Origin of the sequence: Pseudoalteromonas sp. bablab_jr011, assembly GCF_016464045.1 — a bacterium.
Taxonomy (GTDB): domain Bacteria; phylum Pseudomonadota; class Gammaproteobacteria; order Enterobacterales; family Alteromonadaceae; genus Pseudoalteromonas; species Pseudoalteromonas lipolytica.
The window spans coordinates 141,210-166,120 of record NZ_JACDWU010000097.1 but is presented as its reverse complement, the minus strand read 5'-3'; the positions used below and the strand labels follow the sequence as shown (position 1 = coordinate 166,120).

Genomic DNA, 24,911 nt, shown 5'->3' with positions numbered 1-24,911 from the left:
TTTGCTTTTTCGGCGTTAAAACACCTCCCACGTGTGTGATGTGTATCACTTGTAGGAAGGGCTTTAGCCGTGAATCTTATAAAAGATGTTGCTGCGCAAACGCGCCATGCAAGCATAACGCCTACGGTTTAATGTAGGCGTTAAATTTATTTCGCGCAAACGCGCCATGCATGGCGCCTAAAAACGAGGTTACTCACCCGGCTCTTGGCGCGTTTTATTACAGGCTTTCTCTTGCTTGCAAGTAAGCATTAACTAATGCGGTAATGATTTGCCCAGCATCGTTTATTCCTGCCTCTAACCCTACGGGGTGTTGCGATGGTGCACCTTCACATAAATGCAGGTAGCTGGCATGAACATGCCTAGCAGCTAAATGCACAAAATGCTCAGCATCACTGACACTAAAACCACAGTTTGTGTAGGCGCTTACCGGCATGAGTGAAATACTATCAAGGTCTACTTCCACGCCAAGGGGGGCGCTGTCAAAGCGAGCAAGCGCCTGTTTGCAGGCCGTTGAAAGGTCGATAGTGCGACGCACTTGAATATCTTGGTAGCTATCAAACAAGAAGTTCGCATCTTTGAGAGCATTCAGAATTGCTTGGTTATTTTTAAACTCGTGCAAACCGATTACATGATATTGCGCAAGGTGACTTTCGGAATAGGCGTACCTGAAGCCGTTACCACTGTGGCGACCTTCACACTCTCTAAAATCTGCATGTGGGTCTAAATTAATGGCATTAACAGGCTTAGCGTGCTGTTTACTTAACGCACGTAAAATTCCTAAGCAGTTATTATGGCCCCCACCAATGACAATTGGTTCTAAACCTGCGGCAAAGATCATCGCCAGTACGCGCTCAACGCGGGTGTCGATATCTACGCAAAGTTGGCGCAGCTGAGCTAAGTCAGCGTCGTTTTTGTTATCGAGGTGAGCGGCTTGCTGGTTTATATCATCAAGTTCCACTTCGCCGAGTAATAACACGCGTTCATGATTTAGAAATTGATTATGAGTTTGATTAAGAAAGCGCTTTAAAAAAGCTTGCCATGCTTGATGCGAACCGCCATTGCCTAAATTAGCACGGGGACCAATATCTTCACACACGCCAACGAGTACATAGCGAATGCCGAATTGTTTTGCATCGATAAGGGCTTGAGGTGCGTTTGTGTGTGTATCGAGGAGGGCGAGGGCTTGCCACGCTTTCTGTTCGTTGGCGCGGCGGACACATAAATGTTTAACCGCCGCTTCATCATAAATTTTAAGGTAGTCAGTCACCGAGTTTAGTCTTCTTCTATTACGTCGAACTCTAATTCATCAGCAGATAATATAATGCCGGTGCTATCAGCGTAAACAAAGTCACCATCAAAGAATGAGACACCCGCAAAGTTAACGCCAATACCGTCTTCACCGGCTCCTTCACTGTCGGCAGCAACAGGAATAGACGCAATTGCTTGAATGCCTAAATCTAATTCTTCAAGGTCATCAACATGGCGAATAGCACCATATACAATGATACCTTGCCAGTTATTTTCTAATGCGATTTCAGCCAGCTCAATATCAATTAGTGCGCGGCGGGTTGAACCACCACCATCAATTAACAGTACACTGTCGGTACCATCTGTTGATAATATTTCGCGGATCAGCTCATTGTTCTCAAAACATTTTACGGTTCTAACTCGACCACTGAAACTTGGGCGTCCACCAAAATTGATAAACATAGGTTCGAGCACATCAACCACATCGGCAAAGTGGTCGCATAAATCAGAAGTGCTGTAATCCATTTTTTCATCCTCTAAAGAGACTGTCTGTTTAGTACTCAGTATACCCTGATACAACTCAATAACAACGACTTAATACGTGTTTATTACTTTAAATCAAAGGAATCAAGTCACCGCAACATTAGTGTCTCAAAAGCGTCACCTAATTGTTATTTTTAACACCTAAGCTGAGATGAGTAGCCCTCTTATAAAGAGGTCATGTTTGTATTAAAAACAGACACAAAGTATGACAAGGAGCTTGGCCATGGCAAATAACATACTGACGAAGTTAGCAAAAGTGGATGAACAGTTGTTTTTAAGCGTATTTAACGATGCATCGCCTAATTGGCTTAGACGCTCAGCAATCGGTCTATCAAAAACCGGCGATGGTGGGCTATACCTGATGTTATTTGTGGGGTTTTGGTGGTTCAGCGAACAATTACATTTCCAGCAGTTTGCCTTGAGCCTGTTGGTTGGCTTTGCTATAGAGCGACCCATTTATTTTTTGGCTAAAAAACGCATTGCTCGAGTCAGGCCTTGTGATTGTTTAGTGCAAGGGGCTTACCTGGTGCCCAGTGATAAGTTTAGTTTGCCCTCGGGGCACAGTGCTGGTGCGTTTGTTGTTGCGACTATTTTAACGATGTACTTCCCTGCTTTTATGGCTGTGTGGTTTATCTGGGCGGCAGGCGTTGCGGCTTCACGGGTTGTCGTGGGCGTGCATTATCCAGCCGATGTGATTGTTGGTGCAGTGATAGGGTCGAGTTGTGCTGTACTTGCTGTGATGGTGGTGGAATATATATGAGAATTTTGTACGGTATTCAAGGTACAGGGAATGGTCACATAACACGTGCTCGGGTTATGGCAACAACATTCAATGCATTAGGTGTCGATGTTGATTATGTGTTTTCGGGCCGCCGTGAGCACGATTACTTCGATATGGATGAATTTGCTAACTACCGAGCGTTTCGTGGTTTATCGTTTACCAGTAAATCGGGGCAAGTTGATAGCTTAAAAACACTCAAAAATGCTCGGCCATTGCAGTTAATCAAAGATATAAAAAGCCTTGATTTACGTCACTATGATTTGGTGTTTAATGATTTTGAGCCGATCACAGCATGGGCGGCTAAACAGCAGGGGGTGCCGGTTATTGGTATGAGTCATCAGGCGGCATTTTTGTCAGATAAAGTGCCGATGTTTGGTCGCTCATTTTTCAGAAGAGCGTTAATTCGTCATTATGCGCCCGCTAATGTTTATTTAGGTGTGCATTGGCAACCTTATGCAAAAAATATTATTCCTCCGTTTATTGCGGCTCATCAGCATAATAATCCTGTCATGGTTGAAAATAAGGTGTTAGTTTATTTACCATTCGAAAACTTAGACAGTGTAGTCGACTACCTAAAAGACTTTCCCGAGCGCGAATTCTATTGCTACCACCCTGATGCAGAAAACTCATCAATTGGAAATATTCACTTAAGATCACCATCACGCGTCGGTTTTTTAAATGATCTTGCCAATGCGGGGGGAGTGATAGGAAATGCTGGATTTGAACTGGCCAGCGAGGCCTTGCAATTGGGTAAAAAGCTGCTGTTAAAGCCGCTTGGTAAGCAATTTGAGCAAGGCATAAATGCACAGACTTTATTGTCAATGGGGGCGGCGCATGTCATGAGCTATTTAAATCCCTATGCCATGGATGACTGGCTGCAATCAGCACAAAACAGAAAACTGAATTTTCCTAGCGATCCGGCTCCTTTGGTTGACTGGTTACAAAAAAGACAATGGCAACAACTAGATAAATTGCACTACCACTTGTGGCAACAGGTTGATATTGAAAAAAAAGTTATTGTTTAAACCATTCGTATCAACGACAATGCCCGGCAACATTAGCTACTTTTATTAGCTGCTTTAAATAGTTTAGCTATACTCTTATATGCATGTATCTATAGGGCGCTCTGAATGAATGTATTACAAAACTTAACTATAAAACGTCGTTTACAATTAAACGCGTTAGTTGTTGGTCTTGCAATGATTGTGATGCTATGTGTCATTATCTTTGAGTCTCGCACGATGCTAAAACTCAATGAGACAATTCAAAACGCGGAGGAGCTTGATATTCATGAGCTTTCTATGCGTAAGCATGAGAAAAACTTTCTGTTTTACAAAGATGTAAACAGCCTTAGCTTATTTGAAAAAGAGTACACACAACTTAAAACAAAAATGGCGCGATTAGATGAATTGCTAAACGATTTATCGATGAAAACAGATAAGTTAGGCGAGTTTAGACGCCTAGCTAAAGTGTATTACGATGATTTTAACAGCGTTGTAGAGTTACAAAAACAAATAGGTTTACACCCAAAAGATGCGCTTTATGGTGATTTGCGTAACGCTGTGCATCAAGTCGAAACACTATTAAGTGAGCGCGAAGATTACCGCCTACTCACTTACATGTTGCAGTTACGCCGCGCCGAAAAAGATTTTATGCTGCGATTTGACACAAAATATCTGACCAAGTTTGATGAATTAGTCGCTGATTTTGAGTCCGCCATTAAAGTATCTGAGCTTGATGGTAACTACGAAAGTCAATTACTGGCTCTTTTGTCGACCTATCAAACTAAATTTAAAGCACTCGTCGATGCACAAGTCTTACTCGGTCTAGACTTAGATTCGGGTGCCTTGGGTAAAATGAAACAAAGCGTTGAGATGAGTGATGCCATTGTTTCAGAGCTGACCGATGAGACAAAAACATTTGTTGAATCAAGCGCGTCGCAAGCACAGTTAATTGCTTTAATGGTGTTTATTATTGCAAGTGCTGTTGTGATGATTTTGGTTTACTTTACCAGCCGTTCAATTATTCAGCCTATTGAGCGTGTATACCATACAATTAATGAGATTCGTCGTAGTAACGATTTAAGTATTTCGATTGAGCAGTCGGGCAAAGACGAAGTGACGATTATGACGGTTGATTTTAACAGCTTAATTGGTGATTTTAAAAAGCTGATTTACGAAGTTAACACGGCACTGAGTACGCTTAATATCGCGACTGAACATTTATCAGAAACCACATCAGCAACCAGTTCGGGTATGCAAGAGCAACTGCATGAAGCCGATATGGTTGCAACTGCTGCAACTGAAATGCAGGCAACCATTCAAGACATTTCGCATAATACCGAAGCCGCGGCTAAAAAAGCAGAGTCAACCAATTTAAGTGCCCAACAAGGTCGCTCAGAAGTTGAGTCAACGGTCGTACAGATTAATCATTTATCTGAATCGCTTGGAAATGCTTCGAGTGTTGTGTCGCAATTAGAAAAAGATGCCGAAACGATTGGCTCAGTGCTTGATGTGATCCGTGGCATTGCTGAACAAACGAATTTACTCGCACTGAATGCTGCAATCGAAGCGGCGAGGGCCGGTGAACAGGGACGCGGTTTTGCTGTGGTTGCTGACGAAGTTCGCTCGCTTGCACAACGTACACAAGACTCAACTCAAGAAATTGAAAGCATTATTACGACCTTGCAAGGGCGTACCCGAGAAGTTGTCAGTATTATGCAGCAGTGCCGTAATCAAGGTGGCGAAAGTGCCGCTCAGGCAACGAAAGCAGGTGAGTTACTACGCTCTATCACTGAAGACGTGCAAACGATTATGGATATGAGTACGCACATTGCGACGGCGATTGACGAGCAAAGTCAGGTGGCTTCTGAGGTTAACAAAAACGTGGTACGTATTCGAGATATTGCTCAACAAGCTTCTGGGCATGCCGTCACTAATGCACAAACCAGCGAGGAAGTCTCTGAGCAGGCTCGCGTGCTGTATCAAGCAATTGATAAGTTTAAAGTGTAGGGATTCAGTAACAGATAAATTTAAAAGCGCGCAATTTTGTCGCGCTTTTTTTTAGGTGGCTAATAAAACTAAGGTACAAATTTTATTGGTACGCTGTCTTTATTCGCTTCGTGCTCATGGACACGGGTTTGGTATTGTTGCCAAAGTGAGTCTTTATTAGCCTGTAAATCGGCTAAATAATGCCAGCTGTATAAGCCGCTGTTGTGATTATCGCTAAATACTAAACGAAGCGCATAATGACCAACTGGCTCAATTTTGCTAATGCTTACATGGTGCTTATTTAGTACCAGCTTCATGGGCTCATTACCATGGCCTTGTACTTCGGCTGAGGGTGAGTGAACACGTAAGAACTCTGCACTAAAGCAAGCACTCGACTCATCGTCAAAGTAAACGTCTAGTACTTTGCTTACGCTGTGATAATGCACTTTCGTCACTTCTTTCATAGTAAACCCTATCATTGATTTTTAAGCTAACAAAAAAGCCTCCAACAGGAGGCTTTTAATTATAACGATAATTTAGTGATTAAAGAATAAAGCGACTTAAATCTTCGTCTTCAACCAATGCGCCTAGGTGCTGCTCGACGTAATTAGCATCAATTGTGAGCGTTGAACCCGCTTTTTCAGAAGCATCGAATGAAATTTCTTCCATCAGCTTTTCCATCACAGTGTGTAAGCGACGTGCACCGATGTTTTCGGTTTTTTCGTTTACTTGCCATGCGGCTTTAGCAATACGCTCAATAGCGTCGTCAGTGAAATCAACGTTAACCTGCTCTGTTTTCAACAGTTCGCGTTGCTGCTCTGTAAGCGATGCATGTGGCTCTGTAAGGATACGTTTAAAGTCGTCGGCGGTTAACGCTTCTAGCTCTACGCGAATCGGTAAACGACCTTGTAGCTCTGGGATCATGTCTGACGGTTTTGCCATTTGGAATGCACCAGATGCAATAAATAACATGTGGTCAGTCTTAACCATACCGTGTTTAGTGCTCACTGTTGAGCCTTCGATTAATGGTAGTAAATCGCGTTGAACACCTTCGCGGCTTACATCTGGGCCTGACGCTTCGCCACGCTTACAGATTTTATCGATTTCGTCGATAAATACGATGCCGTTTTGCTCTACAGCAAAGATAGCTTGCTCTTTTAACTCTTCAGGGTTAACAAGTTTAGCGGCTTCTTCTTCAACTAATAGCTTGAAAGCTTCTTTGATTTTCAGCTTGCGCTTACTGCGCTTATCACCGCCCATGTTTTGGAACATGCTTTGTAACTGGTTGGTCATTTCTTCCATACCAGGCGGAGCCATGATCTCAACGTTAGGCTGGGCTTGTGCAACATCAATATCGATTTCTTTATCGTCTAATTGGCCTTCACGTAATTTTTTACGGAACGACTGACGTGTCGAAGAGTTTTCATCTGAACGTGATTCACCAAACGTATCACGTGCTGGTGGTAGTAGGGCGTCGAGAATACGCTCTTCTGCCGCTTCTTCAGCTCGGTGCTTGAATTTTTTGGTTTGTTGTTCACGGGTCATTTTGATTGAGATATCAACTAGATCACGAATGATCGTCTCAACTTCTTTACCAACATAACCCACTTCAGTGAATTTTGTTGCTTCGACTTTAATGAAAGGCGCATTAGCTAGTTTAGCAAGGCGACGTGCAATTTCGGTTTTACCGACACCGGTAGGGCCAATCATTAAGATATTTTTTGGCGTAACCTCAGCGCGTAATTCGTCGCTAAGCTGCATACGACGCCAGCGATTACGCAGTGCGATTGAAACTGCTTTTTTAGCTTTTGCTTGGCCAATAATGTGTTGATCAAGCTCGTGAACGATTTCTCTTGGAGTCATCTCAGACATGGCAGTTCCTATTACAATTCTTCAATAGTTTGGAAATTATTCGTGAATACACAGATGTTGCCTGCAATTGTTAGGCTTTTCTCTACAATTTCACGGGCACTTAGGTCGGTATTTTCAAGCAGGGCTGTCGCAGCAGATTGTGCAAAGTTACCACCACTGCCAATGGCGATAAGGTCGTTCTCTGGTTGTACTACGTCACCATTACCGGTGATGATCAACGAGGCGGTTTCGTCAGCAACGGCCAGTAGCGCTTCAAGCTTTCTGAGTGCGCGGTCACTTCGCCAATCTTTGGCCATTTCTACTGCGGCCTTGGTGAGGTTACCTTGGTGCATTTCTAGTTTGCTTTCAAAGCGTTCGAAAAGGGTGAAGGCATCAGCAGTACCGCCAGCAAAACCAGCGATTACTTTGCCATTATAAAGACGTCGAACTTTGCGGGCGTTGCCCTTCATTACGGTGTTACCAAGTGAAACCTGGCCATCGCCACCAATAACGACCTTGTCGTCGCGGCGAACACTTACAATAGTAGTCATGATTATTCCTCATCATCGAGCGGCGAAGCCGCTCGTAAAAAGCGATTGATGAGGTGTTTATATGGGTGAATGAGCTAAAATCAAGTCCAAAGCCAAATTCCACAGCCCATTATTTTAATGCGCTTGAGTTTGTTTTTGTCGCTTTCTGCCAGACGTTTGGTTTCGTAAGGGCCTAAACGCACTTTATACCAAATGCCATTGCTGCCTTCTACGCGTTTAACTTCAGACACTAAGCCTGCAAATGCAATCTTCGCTTTTAAGGTTTGAGCTTGTTCAAGCGTTCTAAAAGAGCCGCATTGCATTACATAAGGGCCTTTTTGCTCAATCTCTTTTACTTCAACCTGAATTTCGTGTTCTTTTATTTCTTTAATAAACTCGGGTGGTTTCGGTTTTGGAATAACCTTTTCTTCTTCTGATTTTGTTGGATTAGCTTGCTGCTCAACAAGTTCAGGATCGGCATTATGTTTGATATACCATAAACCATACCCAAACCCACCCAGCAAAATAAGGGCGACAAAGACAAGAACAATAGGGAACGGCTTTTTTGCCGGGGCTTGTTTTTTATTATTTCGATTTGATGGTTTTTTATTTATGTAATCGTGTTGTGCCATGATTTTTTTATTGGCCTTTAAATCATATCTATTGGATCAACGTCTAAGCTCCAACGCACCTTTTGCGCTAATTTACTGGTGCTTATATAGTCAACCATTTGCGCTAAATATTGGTGTAAGTGGGAGCGCTCCAGCGCTTGAATATGTAACTGAAACCGATATTTACCTGCTACACGCTCCAATGGCGCAGGGATCGGTCCGAGCAATTGTATACCAGATATGTTCTGGACAGGAACCAAATCAGTTAAAAAATCCATGACTTGATTTATGTTATGTCCTTCGGCACGCACAATTGCCATGTTTGTTATGGGGGGGAGCTGAGCATCTTCTCGTTCTGCAAGGGCATAGCGCGCAAAATCTTGATAGCCATTATTCACTAAATCTTGCAATAGTGGGTGCTCAGGAAAGTGAGTTTGTAACAGTACTTGTCCTGGTTCACCACTGCGTCCTGCACGGCCTGCAACCTGAGTGACAAGCTGTGCTAAATGTTCTGTAGCGCGAAAATCACACGAGTACAAACCACTATCAACATCTAAAATAAGCACTAAACTGACATCGGCAAAATGATGGCCTTTCGCAAGCATTTGCGTGCCCACCAAAATACGCGCCCCCCCTTGATTTATGTCGTCGAGGGCTTTTTCTAAGCTGCCTTTACGACGAGTTGAATCTCGGTCAATGCGGCTAATGGGTATATCAGGGAAAGTTTCTGCTAAAAACTCTTCAATTTGTTCCGTGCCTTTACCATTAGGAAAAATCTGTGTGCTGCCACAATCGGGGCATTGATGGGGCACCGCATGCTGCTCGGAGCAATGATGGCAGATCATTTGTCCAATTGCTTTGTGGAATGTGGCACTGGTACTGCAACGTGAGCACTCACTTAACCAGCCACACTCATGACATATGAGTGTGGGAGAAAAGCCGCGTCGATTTAAAAACACCATGACTTGCTTGCCGCGCTCAAGATGTTGACGCATATAGGCCAAACTCGCATGGGCAATACCGGCTTGTTCAGGTTGGCCTTTCATATCCATTAAGTGAAATTGGTTATCAGTGCTGGTTTGCGCACGCTCTGTTAAGCTCAATAGTTGGTACTTGTTATTTATTGCTTTATGTAAGGTTTCGAGAGCGGGAGTTGCGCTACCTAGTATCAAGGGTATTTGCTGTTGATAAGCTCTGTAGGCTGCTAAATCGCGAGCATGATAACGCAGCGTATCTTGTTGCTTAAACGAGCTGTCGTGCTCTTCATCAACAATGATCATACCAAGTGATAAAAAAGGTAAGAAAATACTCGAACGGGTGCCGATAACAATGGCGCAGCTGCCTTTTTCGCAGAAACGCCATGTTTGCAAGCGCTCGTTGTCGGTTAATGCTGAATGCCAAAGCATAATAGGGGTATCGGGAAAGCGACGGCGAAAACGATTAACGGTTTGTGGTGTTAGGCCAATTTCGGGCACTAACACCAGTGCTTGCTGGCCTTTTTTTAGAACCTCTTCAAGGCATTGTAAATACACTTCTGTTTTACCACTGCCGGTAACGCCTTCAAGTAAAAAACAGGTGAACCCACTGGCTTGATTAATCGTTGTGCATGCAACGGCTTGTTCTTTATTTAGGGTTGGTTTACTGCCAATTGTTGGGGCGCGTTGCTGCCATTGGTTATCATGTTCGATAAACTGTTTAATGAGTTCTTTTTCGAGCAAGCTATCAATGGTTTTTTTATTAAAGCCGAGTGCTTTTAATTCGGTTAAGGATGACTTGCCTGACTGCGCTAGCTGCTTCAGCAAATTAAGTTGTGTTTTTGCTTTGAGTGAAGGTAATTTTGCACCTTTGTCGGTCAGTTCAACCATATTTATACTGGTTTTGTCTGGGCATTCACCTTGGCGCAGTGCCGCTGGAAGCGCTGTATGAATTGTTTCACCAAGTGGGTAGCAGTAATAGCGAGCAGTAAATTTTAGCAGTGCTAAGTGTTGCTCAGATAAAATAGGGGCATCGTCTATAATATCAATAATGGCTTTAATTTTATCTTCGGGTACATCGGTACTGGTTTTGATTGCCAGTACGACGGCTATCTTTTTTTGAGAGCCAAAAGGCACACGCACACGCATGCCTACTCGCAGCTCAGGGCTATGTAGCAGCTGCTCAACTTTATAATCGAAGGTACGCTGTAAAGGGACTTTTATGGCAACTTCTACAAAGTGCATAACAACTCAACTGAATTAAGAATAGAAAAATAGCGTGTGTTGCTAATGTACTAAAATTAGTGCTAAAAACCTACCAACAAATACTGAACGTTTGATGACTTGTTTATTTTTTTAGCTAAAGATGAATTTAAAGCTTGTCGAGAGGCTGCTTGAGCTATAAAATACGCGACCTATTAATTGTATTAACGACGTATGGTGCCAGACTTCGGGTTTGGAGAGCGATGCGGCCTTAACTAGAGGTTCCTATGAAAGAAGGTATTCACCCTAAGTACGAAGCTATCACTGCAACTTGTTCATGTGGTAACAAATTCGAAACTAGCTCTACTTTATGTAAAGACATCCACTTAGACGTATGTTCTGAGTGTCACCCGTTTTACACTGGTAAGCAAAAGATTTTAGACACTGGCGGCCGTGTTGATCGTTTCAACAAGCGCTTCGGTGCACTTAGCAGCAAGAAGTAATATTTGCTGTTTAGTTGAAAGAAGCACCCTTTGGGTGCTTTTTTTATGCCTGTAATTCAGAACCATTCTTTTTTATATCCCATGCCTACACGCTTTATGTGCATAACTATTTCTGTTTGTTATGCCCAATATATCGCTAATAATGCAGACAAATAGTGATCCCTTCGCTATATTTTGAATGATATAAATGATTCCAAAAGTTGTAAAAAGTAACAATTTATATGAACTTCACCTATAAATGCTGTTAAGTTCGTTAAAGTTGCTCATTTTGCTAAGTTTCGGTTATTTGCTGTGTTCGTGCCTATAAAATACAAAAACAGGTGCTTAAATGGCCACAAATAGATGAATTTTTATCTGTTGTGAATTAAAACTATGTGCAGAAATTGTTGGGAAATCCTTTAAAATTAAGCGATATAGCATATAACAGGATAGACCTGATAATACTTGGAATTTTTATATATTACAGGTATCGTACAGATGCAAGCCCTCTCACTTTTTAACTTATTGCAGGATACTATCGCGTTATGTCAGATTTTCGTGAACAAGCATTACATTACCACGCTCACCCCGTTCCAGGTAAAATTAGTGTAGAACTAACTAAACCAGCAGAAACGGTTAATGATCTCGCTCTAGCATATAGTCCAGGTGTCGCAGAGCCCGTCCGTGAGATAGCAGCCGATCCAGCAAATGCCTATAAATACACCGGCAAAGGTAATATGGTTGCGGTTATTTCAAACGGTACCGCAATTTTAGGCTTAGGCAATTTAGGTCCGCTTGCATCAAAACCTGTGATGGAAGGTAAAGCACTTTTATTTAAACGCTTTGCAGGTTTAGACTCGATAGATATCGAAGTAAAACACCGCACGACAGAAGACTTCATTAATACTGTTGCAAATATTGCCGATACGTTTGGTGGTATCAACCTAGAAGATATTAAAGCGCCAGAGTGTTTCGAAATTGAAAAAGCGCTTATTGAGCGTTGTAGCATCCCTGTTTTCCACGATGACCAACATGGTACTGCAATCGTAACAGCAGCAGGCATGCTAAATGCGCTTGAAGTACAGGGTAAAGATATCGAAGACGCGATTATCGTGTGTTTAGGTGCCGGTGCAGCAGCGGTTGCATGTATGGAACTACTTATTAAATGTGGTGCATTGCGTGAGCACATTTATATGCTTGACCGCAAAGGCGTGATCCATACACGTCGTGATGACTTAAACGAGTATAAATTGCTATTTGCTAACAATACCGATAAGCGCACTTTGCAAGATGTAATAGCCGATGCTGATGTATTTGTTGGTGTATCTGGCCCTAACTTATTAACCGCTGAAGATTTAAAACTGATGGCAGATAAGCCGGTGGTTTTTGCATGTTCAAACCCTGATCCAGAAATCGCGCCAGCTGTTGCACACGGTGCACGTAATGATTTAATTATGGCAACAGGGCGTTCTGATTACCCTAATCAGGTTAATAATGTATTGTGTTTCCCATTCATTTTCCGCGGTGCGCTTGATGTGCGTGCGACATCAATTAACGATGAAATGAAAATTGCAGCGGTGCATGCTATTCGTAGTATTGCGAAAGAGCCCGTGCCTAACGAAGTGCTTAAGGCGTCGGGTGTTGATTCACTTGAGTTTGGTGCTGAGTACATTATTCCAAAACCAATGGACCCACGCTTATTACCACGTATTGCACGTGCTGTTGCAGAAGCAGCTGTTGAGTCTGGTGTGGCGCAAATTGACATGCCAGAAAACTACATGCGTTAAATAATTAGGTACCTATTCGTTTGATTAATCGGGTGGGTATTACTAACTGCAAATAAAAAACTCAGCCAAGGCTGAGTTTTTTTATGTCTGAGAAATCGGCTACGATCCGGTGGCCGAAATATTTACTCTGAATCAAGTACGGGGATATCTAACCCCATTTCTTGCATAATTCTTTTTACTTCTTCAGGTACTTTTTCAGGGTTATCTTTACGAAGGTCGTCGTCATTCGGTAATGGTTGACCTGTAAAAGCGTGTAAAAAGGCTTCGCACAGTAGCTCACTGTTAGTGGCATGACGAAGATTATTAATCTGACGACGCGTGCGCTCATCAGTTAATACTTTTAATACGTTCAGCGGAATTGATACGGTAATTTTTTTTACTTGCTCTGATTTTTTACCGTGTTCTGCATATGGGTGAATGTATTCACCGTTCCATTTAGCCATAAGTTGTTTCGTTGCCTCGGTTGTCAGTTGTTTACGCCTTATCCACAGCGCAAGATGCGGAAATTCTATCGCTTTAAAAAAGATAGTCAAATACTAGTTATTTAGCCATCTAGTCGTGTAAATGTATAAACTTCTATGTAATGGCGATAAATGCTTTGACTTCTCATATTTGATCATCTAACCTTTTAGACGTCTAAACATCCAATTCTGAGTAGGTGATGAAATGAGTGAAAAAAATAAAGCGACGATTGCTGTTCGTCATGGCATTGAAGCCGATAAACACCATGGTGCAGTCGTTCCACCAATTTACTTATCAACCACCTATTCGTTCGCTGATTTTGATACTAAGCGCCAATATGACTATGGCCGCAGTGGTAACCCTAACCGTGATATTTTAGCCGAAACACTCGCTGAACTAGAGGGCGGAGCTAAAGGCATTATTACTGCGACAGGCATGGCGGCTGTTCACTTAACGACACAGCTTTTGAATAGCGATGATACCTTGGTTATTCCACATGACTGTTACGGCGGTAGCTATCGTTTATTTACCTCATTAGAGAAGCGCGGTTTACTGAAACTAAAAGTACTTGATTTAACAAAAGCTGAAAACCACCAAGAAATCTTAGCGATAAAACCTAAACTAATCTGGATTGAAACACCCAGTAACCCCATTTTACGCCTAACAGATATTAAAGCGATTACCGCCATTGCTAAACAATGCGGTGCATTTGTTGCGGCTGATAACACGTTTTTATCGCCGGCCTTGCAAAACCCGATTGAGTTTGGTGTTGATATAGTCGTGCACTCAACGACTAAATACATTAACGGTCACTCTGATGTGGTTAGCGGTGCTGTTATTGCAGCAACGCAAGAGTTGGGTGATGAACTGGCTTGGTGGGCAAATAATATTGGTATTACGGGTGCACCGTTTGATAGTTATCTTACTCTGCGTGGTTTACGCACTTTAAATGTGCGTTTAAAACAGCACCAAGAGAATGCGTTTGCAATCGCAGAATATTTAGAAGATTCACCGTTTGTGAGCCAAGTATATTATCCCGGTCTCGCTTCTCATCCTCAGCATGCGCTCGCTAAAGCACAGCAACGCGGTTTTGGTGGCATGGTGAGTTTTGATATTAAAGGCGACATTAATGACGCTGCGGCTTTTCTAACAGGCCTTAAAGAGTTTAGCTTAGCCGAATCATTGGGGGGCGTTGAGAGTTTAATTTGTCACCCTGCGACCATGACTCATGCTGGAATGGAGGCAAAAGCTCGCTTAGAAGCAGGGGTGGGTGATACGTTAATTCGTATCTCTGTTGGCATTGAGGATGTAAAAGATTTAATTGCCGATTTAGACCGTGTTTTCAATTTAGTTAAACCAGGTCAGGGGCAGCAAGCCGTTCAGAGCAACGCGACGCAAACGCACACGCAAGCCAATACGCAACAAAGCAGCACTTTTAAGTTAACGCCAGCACATACGGCATTGTGGTAGAAAAATGGTAAATATTGTTCATAAATTTGGTGGCTCAAGCTTAAGCTCTGCGGAGCGTTATCATGCTGTGGCAAATATTGTTTTAGCAAATACGCAGCAAGGTGATTGTGTGGTGGTGTCTGCATCGGGCAAAACAACCGACACCTTGGTAAAACTTTGGCAAAGTTATCAACAGCAAGATAGCCAAGCGGTTAGTGATATTTTATTGCTGATTGATAATAATCAGCGCGCCTTAATAGAGCAGCTGTTAGTAGCAAAAAACAAGCAGCAGGCATTGGCACAATTAAAAGATGAGCTGGCGCTATTAAATACACTTATTGCAAAACAGCAACTACAAGAAGCCGTGTTGCTAGCACATGGAGAAGTATGGTCTGCGCGTTTATTAGCGGGCTATCTAAATCAGCTGGGTGTGGCAGCACAGGATGTGGATGCACGGCAGTTATTTACATTAAATGATGGCCAACTATTGCATCAAAAGAATCAACAGCAATGCACCGATGCGATCAGTAAAGCAAAGATCAATGTGGTGACAGGCTTTATCGCTGCAGATTGTCAGGGTAAGACGGTAACACTGGGTCGTAATGGCAGTGACTACAGTGCGACCTTGTTAGCAAGCTATACCTTTGCCAAGCAAGTGTCTATTTGGACTGATACCCAAGGTGTATTCAGTACAGACCCTCGTAAGGTGAAAAACGCCGTTAAATACGCAAAAGTGTGCCGAGAGCAAGCTAATTTATTAGCTCGCTTAGGTAACCCTGTTTTACATGCAAAAACCTTATCACCGCTTAAAGACAGCGACATTAAACTTGTTGTAAGAAGTAGCTTTGATTGTGATGCCAGTCCAACTGAGGTTGTAAAAGAAGGGTATAGCAAGGCGAAGCGTTTTATTACGACCTTAGATAATATCGATTTACTGCGTGTTGATACGCTAAGCACAGGTGAAGTGGGGGAGCTGAGTCAGCTAATTCAGCACAGTTTGCATCATTTTGTGAAAGAAGGTGATACCTATTTGCTGGTACCAGGGCACAGTACTCATCAAGTGGTGAGTCACCTTGCTGGGCGGGCTAATATTGTTGAATCTAATTTAAGCGGCTGCGCGGTTGTGGCACCAAGTAGCGATGTGAGCCAGTTAGCTGAACAAGCAATTTCGCTCCTTAAAGAGCAAAGTATTCATCCGCGTTTTGTACAACAAGATCAACAGTATGTGCTGCTACTAAACGATCAAGCTATAGACAGCGATGTACTGACCCTGTTGCATGATAAATTGGTCAACAAGGGTCAAGAACTGGCTATTATCGTGGCGGGGCTGGGTAATGTTGGTGAAGTCTTTCTATCACAGTTACAGGCTCAGTTTGTTAGGTTATCAGCTCATTATCAGATTAAAGTCGTGGCATTATTACGCTCAAAGCAAATGCTATTTAGTGCCAGTGGCTTGAACACAGAAACGTGGCAAGCGCAGTGGCAAAGTGAAGCCCAACACTACGATAAAGAAACACTGCTAACACGTATTAGCGAACTTGATTACGAACACAAAGTGGTGATTGATATCACCGCCAGTGAAGCGTTTAGCCAATTATACCCAGCACTCGTTGAGCTTAATTGTCATTTAATTAGTGCCAATAAATATGCAGGCACAGCGGCAAATGATTGGTATCAAACATTGCGCTCTAATTTAGCTGAGCGTAATTTGTTGTGGCGTTATAACACCAGTGTAGGGGCGGGCTTACCAATTAACTTTGCGTTGGCAGACTTACAAAATAGTGGTGATAGCATTCATCGTATAGAAGGGGTTTTTTCGGGGACGCTGTCGTGGTTGTGCAGTTGCTATGATGGTAGTGTTCCGTTTTCTGAACTTGTGCTACAAGCGCAGCAAATGGGCTACACCGAACCTGACCCGCGTGAAGATTTATCTGGCCGAGATATGCAGCGCAAGTTACTTATTTTAGCCCGCGATTTAGGGTTAGATTTAGAGCTTGATGACATTGCATTAACGCCATTGATGCCTGAAGAACTGGCAACAGGAAGTTGGCAAGACTTCCTTGCGAACAGGCATTTGCTTGATGCATTCATCGAAGAAAAGGCTGCCATTGCACAGGCCGAAAATAAAGTTGTTCGCTACACCGGTGCAATTACGCTCGTTGATGGTAAAGCGAAAGCAGCCGTTGGCTTAGTGAATGTTGCACACGATGATGTATTAGCCAGCTTAAAGCCGGGTGATAATATTTTTGTGATTAATTCGCAGTGGTACACAGACAACGCGCTCGTCATTCAAGGCCCTGGTGCAGGAAAAGAAGTGACTGCTGCGGGAGTTCATTCAGACCTTTACTGGTTAGTGAATAACTTAAAATAATTTTGCTGATCTTAGTTTAAATAGCTAAGCAAAAAGCGCCCAATGGGCGCTTTTTTATTAGTCGAATAAAGGTGTTAAAGTGACTGTTTAGAACAGCTCTTCCTCTGTAGAAAGTGACTCTTCAAACACATTAGTCGGTTGCTCAAGGACATACTTCGTCGGAGCGGTGCCTTTAATAAAGTACTCAAAGCGACTGGTGTAATCATTTTTATGGCTCAGTAACCCTGTTGCTAAATCAATGCGCACAGACACTAAGCCTTCTGGAAACTCAATCGGTGCCTCAGGCATACCATCTAAAGCAACTCGCATAAAATCAACCCAAGCTGGTTGGGCCGTTTTTGCGCCTGATTCAGCCCCTGATATTTGTGACTTATCAAGGTTACTGTTGTAGGTTGAACGACCCAATGGGTTGCCTGGGTTATCAAAGCCAACCCACACAGAGGTCAGTACATTGCGATTAAAACCACTAAACCATGTATCAACAGAGTCATTCGTGGTTCCGGTTTTACCTGCTAGATCACGGCGATCAAGCGCTTGTGCACGCCAGCCAGTACCACTCCAACCTGTTTTATGTGCCCAGCTTCCGCCACCCCAAATTGCGCTGTGCATTGCTTGCGAAATTAAGAAAGCATTTTGTTTTGAGATGATACGAGGCGCGCAGCGAGGCTGAGCGTTGTGTTCTAACTCTGTGGCCATCAGTTGGCTATCATCAAGTGTTGCAAAATCGGGCGTGACCTTTTGCTCTGGGGTATCACAGGCAAGCTCTGGTGTGGCTTTATATAAAGTTGTTCCAGCAGAATCTTGAATTTCAGAGATGTAATAAGGCGTAATTAAGTGCCCTCCATTTGCAAAGGCACTCATGCCGCGTGCAAGCTCAAGAGGCGTAATAGAGGCACTCCCTAATGCCAGCGACTCACTGCGGTTAATGTCGCTATTCAAAAAGCCAAACTTTAATAAATGATCTGCTGTGCGCTCTAAACCAACACCGCGTAATAACCGAACTGAAATAACGTTTTTAGATTGTGCTAAAGCACGACGAATACGAATAGGGCCATTGTAGACTGCTGGGCTATTTTTAGGACGCCATGCAACACCTTGGCTTTTGTCCCATTGGTTAATGGGGGCATCATTTAAGATTGAGGCTAAGGTATAGCCATTTTCTAACGCCGCTGAGTAAATAAATGGTTTAATATTCGAACCTACTTGGCGCTTAGCTTGTACTGCACGATTATATTGGCTTTGCTCAAAACTATACCCTCCCACAATGGCTTTTATGCGACCATCTTGAGGGTCAAGTGATACTAAGGCGCTTGATGCTTCGGGTACTTGGCTTAAAATATAACTGTCATCTGGATTCTTACGTAGCCAAATTTGTTCGCCAGCATTGAGAATTTCGGTGGCCGTTTTCGGTGCAAAACCTTGGCGATAACGGGTAATGTATTTACGTGCCCATTTTAGGCCATCCCACTCAAGGGTTATATGCTCGCCATTTTTTAGTAATACCTGCGCAGATTGCTCAGCAACATGAGTAACCACACCCGCACGTAAAGGGCCAAACTCTTTCACGTCTTTTAGTTTATCTAAAATAGCGTCTTCGCTAAGCGGACTATCCGTATTGCTATCCCAAAGCTGCGCGGTGGCGCCTCGGTATCCATGGCGCATATCGTAGGCATGTAGATTGTCGACGAGCGCATCTTGGGCTGCTTGTTGAATATTAGACTCAACACTGGTGTACACTTTAAAACCTGTGTTGTATGCACGTTCGTGGCCATAACGGGCCACCATTTCTGCACGCACCATTTCAGAGATATACGGTGCATAAACTTCAATTTCTGCCCCATGAAATTTAGCGGTAATTGGTGCGTTAATGGCTTCTTTGTATTCACTCTGGGTAATATATTTTTCGGTTAACATACGGCCAAGAACAACATTTCGTCGACTTTTTGCGCGTGCAGGGTTACGAATGGGGTTTAAAGCCGAAGGCGCTTTGGGGAGACCTGCAATCATTGCCATTTGAGGCAGTGTAAGCTCATTCAGTTCTTTACCGTAATACACTTGTGCAGCAGCACCTATACCGAATGCGCGGTTACCTAATTCAATTTTATTTAAATATAATTCGAGAATTTCATCTTTGCTTAATATGCTTTCTATGTGCAAAGCAATGAAGATCTCTTTCACTTTACGGATGTATGCTTTTTCACGAGTTAAGAAGAAGTTACGGGCAAGTTGCATTGTTATAGTACTTGCGCCTTGTTTCTTTTCTCCTGTAGATATGAGTACAATGGCTGAGCGGATGATACCGATAGGGTCGATACCAATATGTTCATAAAATCGATTATCTTCAGTTGCTAAAATAGCATCGATTAAAGGCTGGGGAATTTCATCGATTGTGACCGGAATGCGGCGTTTTTCACCGAATTGGTTAATCAATAAACCATCTCTAGAAAATACTTGCATAGGTGTCTGTAATTGAACGTCTTTCAGTACCTGAACGCTAGGAATATCAGGTTTAACGTAATAGTATAGACCGACTAAAGTGATTAGTCCTAAAAATGAGCAGATGATAATAAATTGTAAAGTTCGTTTTAATAAAATCACTTATATTTTCCCTAAATGGACTCCCAATTAGAATCGGAGACTGCTAGTATATATTGATTAAAAAATGAATAATATTTTTTCAGATAAAAATTATAACTTGTTTATTATTAAAACAAAGGCCAAGTTGCAAACATGCTAAGTCAGCTATTTAAAAAGCCTTCATCTATGATGGTAGGGATCGACATTGGATCGCACTGCATTAAAGCAGTGTTGTTGCAGGAGACAGACACAGGTTTGCGACTTGAGGCGTTAGCTATAGAGCCAATGCCAAAGGGAGCAATGTCTGAGCGTACAATTCAAGACATTGAAGCGATTGGCAATGTTATCGCTAAATTAAAAAGGAAAATACCTAAATCTGTTCAGGCTGCGGCAGTAGCCGTGTCTGGTCAAACCGTGATCACCAAAGTGATTTTCATGGATGTATCATTAACTGATGCTGAATTAGAGTCGCAAATTGCAATTGAGGCAGATAGCCTCATACCGTACCCACTTGATGAAGTAAATATAGACTTTGAAAAACTCGCCATTAATGAGGCCGATCCGAGCAAGGTTAATGTATTGCTCTCAGCTGCCCGTACAGAAAGTGTTGAGGCACGCGTTGGTGCTTTAGAAACGGCTAATTTAAAAGCTAAAGTGGTCGATGTAGAAAGTTATGCACTTAGTCGAACGATGGATGTGTACTACCAGCAGTTGCCAAGCGATGCGTACAATAAGTGTGTTGCTGTGGTTGATATTGGTGCCGTGCTGATGTTAGTGAGCGTGGTACAAGCGGGTGAAACTATTTATACCCGTGACCAAGTGTTCGGTGGTGATCAATATACAAATAGCATTGTTGCTTATTACAACAAAAGTTTTGATGAAGCTGAAATCGGCAAAACAACCGGTGATTTGCCGCCTAATTACACCTTTGAAGTATTGGCACCTTTCCAAACATCGTTGCTACAGCAAGTAAGACGTGCGGTGCAAATGTTCTTAACCACAAGTGGCAAAGATCATGTTGACTATATCGTTTTAACCGGTGGCACGGCGATGATTGAAGGGTTAGATCGCTTACTCATTGAAGAATTAGGAATTCATACTGTGGTTGCTGATCCTTTCGCAAACATTGAGATTTCTCCAAGAGTTGATCGCAATGTACTGCAGCGTCACCGAACGCAGTTTGCGATAGCTACTGGGTTGGCGTTAAGGAGCTTTTCATCATGCCACATATAAACCTACTGCCTTGGCGCGAACAACAACGTAAAGAATCACAGAATAAATTTGTGACAGTACTTTTTGCAGTTGTGGTTATCAGTTTCATAAGTATGTATATATTAAGCTCTTTTTATAGCGGTTTACGCGAAGGGCAAAATATAAAAAATGATTTCTTAAATACAGAAATTGCCTTGCTTAATCAGCGTATCCGCGAGATTAATGATCTTGATAAGAAAAAAGAAAGCCTTCAACAACGTATGCGTTTAATAGAAGAGCTGCAAAGTAGTCGTAACCTTGGTACGCAGATTATGGATGAAGTGGCGAAAATAGTGCCAGCGGGTGTCTATCTTACCAAGCTTGAGCGCCAAAATGACCGTATTCATGTGATTGGTCGCAGTGAATCTAACAATCGCTTATCGACGATGTTACGACAAGTGCAAAGCTCTTATTTGTTAGAACGACCCGTAATGCAAGGCATTGTTGCAGGTGAACAAACATCTAGGCTATTGAGTGATTTTAATATGGATTTTTACGTTAAACCGTTTGATAAAATAGGAGAAGCACCTAATGAGCCTTGATATCAAATCGTTAACTGAAATAGATTGGAATGAAATAGAACTCGAAAACATGGGCGATTGGCCCATTGCTGTAAAAGCACTGTGTTGTGCGTTTGTTGCGGCAATCGTGTTGTATTTCAGCTATAGCTTGTTAGTGTCAGACGAAATAACCAGCTATCACGCCGCGGTTGCAAAAGAAACCGAACTGCGCAATACGTACAAACAAAAATACGCATTAGCCAGCAAACTAGAGTTATATCGTCAACAAATGGTCGACATGGAAGAAAAGTTTTCACAGCTTTTAAAACGCTTACCAACGTCGAATGAAACACCGGGGCTCCTTGACGACTTATCGTATGTGGGGACAACAAGCGGCTTAACCTTTTTGAAGATTGGCTGGTTGCCGGAAATTAAAAAAGAGTTTTACACCGAATTACCCATTAAAATTGAGGTAATAGGAACCTATCATGAGTTTGGTGACTTTGTTGGCAAAGTGGCACAGTTACCACGTATTGTGAGTTTGCATGATTTTACCATTCAAACGTCGAACGAGAATGAATTAACCTTTAGCGTTGTGGCAAAAACCTACCGTTATGAAGGGGGGCCTAAGAAATGAGAAAGCTCCCGTTAATTATTGTTATGAGCTTGCTTCTCAGCGCCTGTAATGATGATACTTCAGAACAAAAAGAGTTTATTGATCAGGTAAAAGCGAGCACGACCCCTGAGGTTGAGCCTATTCCTCAAATGGCAAAGTTTGAATATTTTGAATACAGTGCAGGTGAGTTACGTAGTCCGTTTGTCGCTCCCAAACCAGAAATAATTCAAAATAACTTGGTTCAAGTTAAAAACTGTTTACACCCAGATCCTGACCGTGTTCGTCAACCACTTGAAAAATACCCGCTCGATAACTTGTCAATGAAAGGCACTATCGGTAGTAAAGGGAGAACCTGGGCATTGATCAAAGCCGCTGACGACACGCTATATCGTGTCACAGAGGGTAATTATCTAGGTTTGTATCATGGTGAAATAAAAGAAGTGCACGACAATTATATACAATTATTAGAATTAATTCCTGATGGGTCTGGTTGTTGGAAAGAGCGTCTGACAAAACTAGAAATGTTAGAGGCAGATACAAATGGTGCAAGTTAATCGTATGAAAGGTAAAAATAAGATGCATAAAGGAATGGCTTGGTTAGTACACATGCACAAATTTATGTTGGCGGCATTGGCACTCTTAATGACGCAGACAGCGATTGCTGCTCCTCTTCTCTATGATGTGCGTTATAACCCCTTGATGAAAGGCGAAACGCAATTACAGTTAGTGTTTGATGAGGCCCTTACCTTTGAGCCAAAAGTGCAAGTGTACAATTCGCCTGCACGCATTGAGATGTTATTTAGCGATGTCGGTGTAGATAACAATGTCCGCGATGTTGAAATAAATCAGGCGGGTATTAAACATGTCAGCAGCACAATGACATCACAAGGCTTGAAAGTAACCGTTTCTTTAGAGCGTTTAAAAATTTATAAAACGACTGCGAAAGATAACATCGTCACTTTACACGTATCAGACAACCCAATCACCACCGATGAGTCGGCTGATCCGCTATCAGCAAAAAATAATTACATTAATACGGTGCAATCAATTGATTTTCGTCGCGGTGATAAAGGCGAAGCGCGCTTACTTGTGTTTTTACAAGATACGCAAGCGGCAATCGATGTACATGAAAGCGGTGGTAAAATTGTTGCAGAATTTCACCATACAGACATTTTAGACGATTTATTATATCAATTAGATGTTCTTGATTTTGGCACTGTTGTTAGCACGATAGAAACGTTTAAAGAAGATAATTTGACGCGCATTGTAGTTGAACCTAATGCCGCATTTAAATTTACGCATCAGCAGATCGAAAATATCTTTACTTTGACCGTCGAAAAAGATGACTCACAACGCGCATACCTTGATGGCGGTATTGAATACCAAGGTCGCCCAATGACCTTAAACTTTCAAGATATTCCGGTCCGTGCTGTGCTGCAAATTATCGCAGGCTATAACGAGTTCAACCTTGTCACCAGCGACTCAGTGTCAGGTAACATCACATTACGCCTAGAAGGAGTGCCATGGGATCAAGCACTCGACGTGGTGTTAAAAGTGAAAGGCCTAGACAAACGCATGGATGGCACCATTTTAATGGTGGCACCGTCTGAAGAGTTGGCTGCTCGCGAAGCGAAAGAGTTAAAAGCAAAACAGCAAGTTGAAGATCTAGAGCCTTTATACAGTGAATATATTCGTCTGAACTACGCGAAAGCGGAAGAGTTCGCCGATTTATTAAAAACCGACACTAACAGCATCATTTCTGCGCGTGGCAGCGTGTCGGTTGATAAGCGCACCAATACACTATTAATTAAAGACACCGCTAAGAGCATAGAGAGTGTTCGCCGTATGGTTGATACGCTTGATATTGCGGTGCGACAAGTTGTTATTGAGTCTCGTATGGTGACGGTTCGTGATAACGTACAAGAAGACTTAGGTGTGCGTTGGGGCTTTAGTGACCAGCAAGGCACTGATGGCTTAGCGGGAACACTTGAAGGTGCTGAAACGATTTCAAATGGTTTGATCCCGAACGTCGCTGATCGTCTAAATGTTAACTTACCAATCTCAAACCCAGCAGGGAGCATTGGTATGCATGTTGCGAAACTTGCCAATGGCACTTTAATTGATCTCGAGCTGACTGCGCTTGAAGAAGAAAATAAAGGTGAAATCATTGCCAGCCCTCGTATTACCACAGCAAACCAGCAAAAAGCCCGTATTGAGCAAGGTACTGAAATTCCCTATGTAGAGGCTGCTTCAAGTGGTGCAACAACGGTGAGTTTCAAAAAGGCGGTATTAAGCCTTGAAGTGACACCGCATATCACGCCAGACAATAAGGTGATTCTTGACCTTATTATCACTCAAGATACACGAGGCGATACGGTACAGACTCCAACAGGCCCTGCAGTCGCTATTGATACGCAACAGATCCAAACACAAGTGTTGGTTGAAAATGGCCAAACCGTCGTACTCGGTGGTATTTTTCAACAACAAATTGTGAACTCAACAAAGAAAGTACCTCTACTAGGTGACATTCCATATTTAGGTGTGCTGTTTAGAAGTACGAGTGAATTTAATGAAAAAAGAGAGTTGCTAATCTTCGTAACACCAAAAATTCAGATAGATTAAGTGTTTTTTTCTTAAGCAACGAGCAATTCGCAGGTTTAATTGCTCGTTATGAGGCTTTTTACG

21 protein-coding genes are annotated in these 24,911 nt (G+C 42.6%); 12 read left to right on the top strand and 9 right to left on the bottom strand.

From position 1 onward, the window contains the following. Nucleotides 1-217: 217 nt before the first annotated feature. Together JIG41_RS04375 and rraA are read right to left on the bottom strand one after the other, a co-directional pair. Nucleotides 218-1,267: a formimidoylglutamase gene (locus tag JIG41_RS04375; protein WP_199524304.1), complete on the bottom strand. Its 1,050-nt coding sequence runs from the start codon at nucleotides 1,265-1,267 to the stop codon at nucleotides 218-220. A 5-nt stretch (nucleotides 1,268-1,272) separates the two neighbouring features. After that, nucleotides 1,273-1,773: a ribonuclease E activity regulator RraA gene (gene rraA, locus JIG41_RS04370; RefSeq protein ID WP_036973221.1), complete on the bottom strand. Its 501-nt coding sequence runs from the start codon at nucleotides 1,771-1,773 to the stop codon at nucleotides 1,273-1,275. 241 nt (nucleotides 1,774-2,014) lie between these two features. On the opposite strand from rraA, the gene JIG41_RS04365 reads away from it, so the two are divergent. From JIG41_RS04365 to JIG41_RS04355, 3 genes are all read left to right on the top strand, one after another. After that, complete coding sequence (locus tag JIG41_RS04365; RefSeq protein ID WP_065978289.1) at nucleotides 2,015-2,551, top strand: phosphatase PAP2 family protein; 537 nt, start codon at nucleotides 2,015-2,017, stop codon at nucleotides 2,549-2,551. Next, on the top strand, nucleotides 2,548-3,597 hold the full coding sequence (locus tag JIG41_RS04360) for an MJ1255/VC2487 family glycosyltransferase (RefSeq protein ID WP_036973219.1): 1,050 nt from the start codon (nucleotides 2,548-2,550) through the stop codon (nucleotides 3,595-3,597). Before JIG41_RS04365 ends, JIG41_RS04360 begins: the two co-directional genes overlap by 4 nt. Before the next feature lie 105 nt (nucleotides 3,598-3,702). Continuing rightward, nucleotides 3,703-5,583 (top strand): methyl-accepting chemotaxis protein, encoded by a 1,881-nt coding sequence (locus JIG41_RS04355; protein ID WP_199524303.1) that lies wholly within the window; start codon nucleotides 3,703-3,705, stop codon nucleotides 5,581-5,583. A 68-nt stretch (nucleotides 5,584-5,651) separates the two neighbouring features. Here the strand turns inward: JIG41_RS04355 and JIG41_RS04350 are convergent, their stop codons facing one another. The 5 genes from JIG41_RS04350 to priA all read right to left on the bottom strand — a co-directional run bounded on the left by JIG41_RS04350 (nucleotide 5,652) and on the right by priA (nucleotide 10,773). Further along, the gene (locus JIG41_RS04350) at nucleotides 5,652-6,026 is read right to left on the bottom strand and encodes a gamma-butyrobetaine hydroxylase-like domain-containing protein (protein ID WP_036973216.1); all 375 of its coding nucleotides are present in this window, start codon (nucleotides 6,024-6,026) and stop codon (nucleotides 5,652-5,654) included. 79 nt (nucleotides 6,027-6,105) lie between these two features. Next, nucleotides 6,106-7,434: an HslU--HslV peptidase ATPase subunit gene (hslU, locus tag JIG41_RS04345; RefSeq protein ID WP_065978291.1), complete on the bottom strand. Its 1,329-nt coding sequence runs from the start codon at nucleotides 7,432-7,434 to the stop codon at nucleotides 6,106-6,108. An 11-nt stretch (nucleotides 7,435-7,445) separates the two neighbouring features. Beyond that, nucleotides 7,446-7,964, bottom strand: coding sequence for an ATP-dependent protease subunit HslV (gene hslV / locus JIG41_RS04340; protein ID WP_008115012.1), 519 nt, complete (start codon nucleotides 7,962-7,964; stop codon nucleotides 7,446-7,448). Nucleotides 7,965-8,044: 80 nt separating this feature from the next. Next, the gene (locus JIG41_RS04335) at nucleotides 8,045-8,575 is read right to left on the bottom strand and encodes an SPOR domain-containing protein (RefSeq protein WP_065978292.1); all 531 of its coding nucleotides are present in this window, start codon (nucleotides 8,573-8,575) and stop codon (nucleotides 8,045-8,047) included. A 17-nt stretch (nucleotides 8,576-8,592) separates the two neighbouring features. Continuing rightward, nucleotides 8,593-10,773 (bottom strand): primosomal protein N', encoded by a 2,181-nt coding sequence (priA, locus tag JIG41_RS04330; RefSeq protein WP_199524302.1) that lies wholly within the window; start codon nucleotides 10,771-10,773, stop codon nucleotides 8,593-8,595. 245 nt (nucleotides 10,774-11,018) lie between these two features. On the opposite strand from priA, the gene rpmE reads away from it, so the two are divergent. Next, on the top strand, nucleotides 11,019-11,234 hold the full coding sequence (gene rpmE / locus JIG41_RS04325; protein ID WP_036973208.1) for a 50S ribosomal protein L31: 216 nt from the start codon (nucleotides 11,019-11,021) through the stop codon (nucleotides 11,232-11,234). A gap of 524 nt (nucleotides 11,235-11,758) precedes the next feature. After that, a complete protein-coding gene (locus JIG41_RS04320; RefSeq protein WP_065978294.1) occupies nucleotides 11,759-13,000 on the top strand; it encodes a malic enzyme-like NAD(P)-binding protein in 1,242 nt (413 codons plus the stop codon). Nucleotides 13,001-13,122: 122 nt separating this feature from the next. Here JIG41_RS04320 and metJ read toward each other — a convergent pair whose 3' ends face one another. After that, nucleotides 13,123-13,443, bottom strand: coding sequence for a met regulon transcriptional regulator MetJ (gene metJ / locus JIG41_RS04315; protein ID WP_036973203.1), 321 nt, complete (start codon nucleotides 13,441-13,443; stop codon nucleotides 13,123-13,125). Nucleotides 13,444-13,666: 223 nt separating this feature from the next. Between metJ and metB the strand changes: the two genes are divergently transcribed. Then, on the top strand, nucleotides 13,667-14,932 hold the full coding sequence (metB, locus tag JIG41_RS04310) for a cystathionine gamma-synthase (protein ID WP_199524301.1): 1,266 nt from the start codon (nucleotides 13,667-13,669) through the stop codon (nucleotides 14,930-14,932). 4 nt (nucleotides 14,933-14,936) lie between these two features. Continuing rightward, entirely contained in the window at nucleotides 14,937-17,282 is a 2,346-nt protein-coding gene (gene metL, locus JIG41_RS04305; protein WP_199524300.1) for a bifunctional aspartate kinase/homoserine dehydrogenase II, read from the top strand. 87 nt (nucleotides 17,283-17,369) lie between these two features. On the opposite strand, the gene JIG41_RS04300 is transcribed toward metL, so the two are convergent. Continuing rightward, nucleotides 17,370-19,880 (bottom strand): penicillin-binding protein 1A, encoded by a 2,511-nt coding sequence (locus JIG41_RS04300; protein ID WP_199524299.1) that lies wholly within the window; start codon nucleotides 19,878-19,880, stop codon nucleotides 17,370-17,372. Nucleotides 19,881-20,012: 132 nt separating this feature from the next. On the opposite strand from JIG41_RS04300, the gene JIG41_RS04295 reads away from it, so the two are divergent. The 5 genes from JIG41_RS04295 to JIG41_RS04275 are packed head-to-tail and all read left to right on the top strand — an operon-like array spanning nucleotide 20,013 to nucleotide 24,848. Beyond that, complete coding sequence (locus JIG41_RS04295; protein WP_036973197.1) at nucleotides 20,013-21,092, top strand: pilus assembly protein PilM; 1,080 nt, start codon at nucleotides 20,013-20,015, stop codon at nucleotides 21,090-21,092. Next, nucleotides 21,080-21,652, top strand: coding sequence for a PilN domain-containing protein (locus JIG41_RS04290; protein WP_036973196.1), 573 nt, complete (start codon nucleotides 21,080-21,082; stop codon nucleotides 21,650-21,652). The genes JIG41_RS04295 and JIG41_RS04290 overlap by 13 nt, the downstream gene beginning before the upstream one ends. Further along, nucleotides 21,642-22,247, top strand: coding sequence for a type 4a pilus biogenesis protein PilO (locus JIG41_RS04285; protein ID WP_036973195.1), 606 nt, complete (start codon nucleotides 21,642-21,644; stop codon nucleotides 22,245-22,247). The genes JIG41_RS04290 and JIG41_RS04285 overlap by 11 nt, the downstream gene beginning before the upstream one ends. Further along, a complete protein-coding gene (locus tag JIG41_RS04280; protein ID WP_036973194.1) occupies nucleotides 22,244-22,780 on the top strand; it encodes a pilus assembly protein PilP in 537 nt (178 codons plus the stop codon). The genes JIG41_RS04285 and JIG41_RS04280 overlap by 4 nt, the downstream gene beginning before the upstream one ends. Then, the gene (locus JIG41_RS04275) at nucleotides 22,767-24,848 is read left to right on the top strand and encodes a type IV pilus secretin PilQ (RefSeq protein ID WP_036973193.1); all 2,082 of its coding nucleotides are present in this window, start codon (nucleotides 22,767-22,769) and stop codon (nucleotides 24,846-24,848) included. Before JIG41_RS04280 ends, JIG41_RS04275 begins: the two co-directional genes overlap by 14 nt. Nucleotides 24,849-24,911 lie beyond the last annotated feature (63 nt).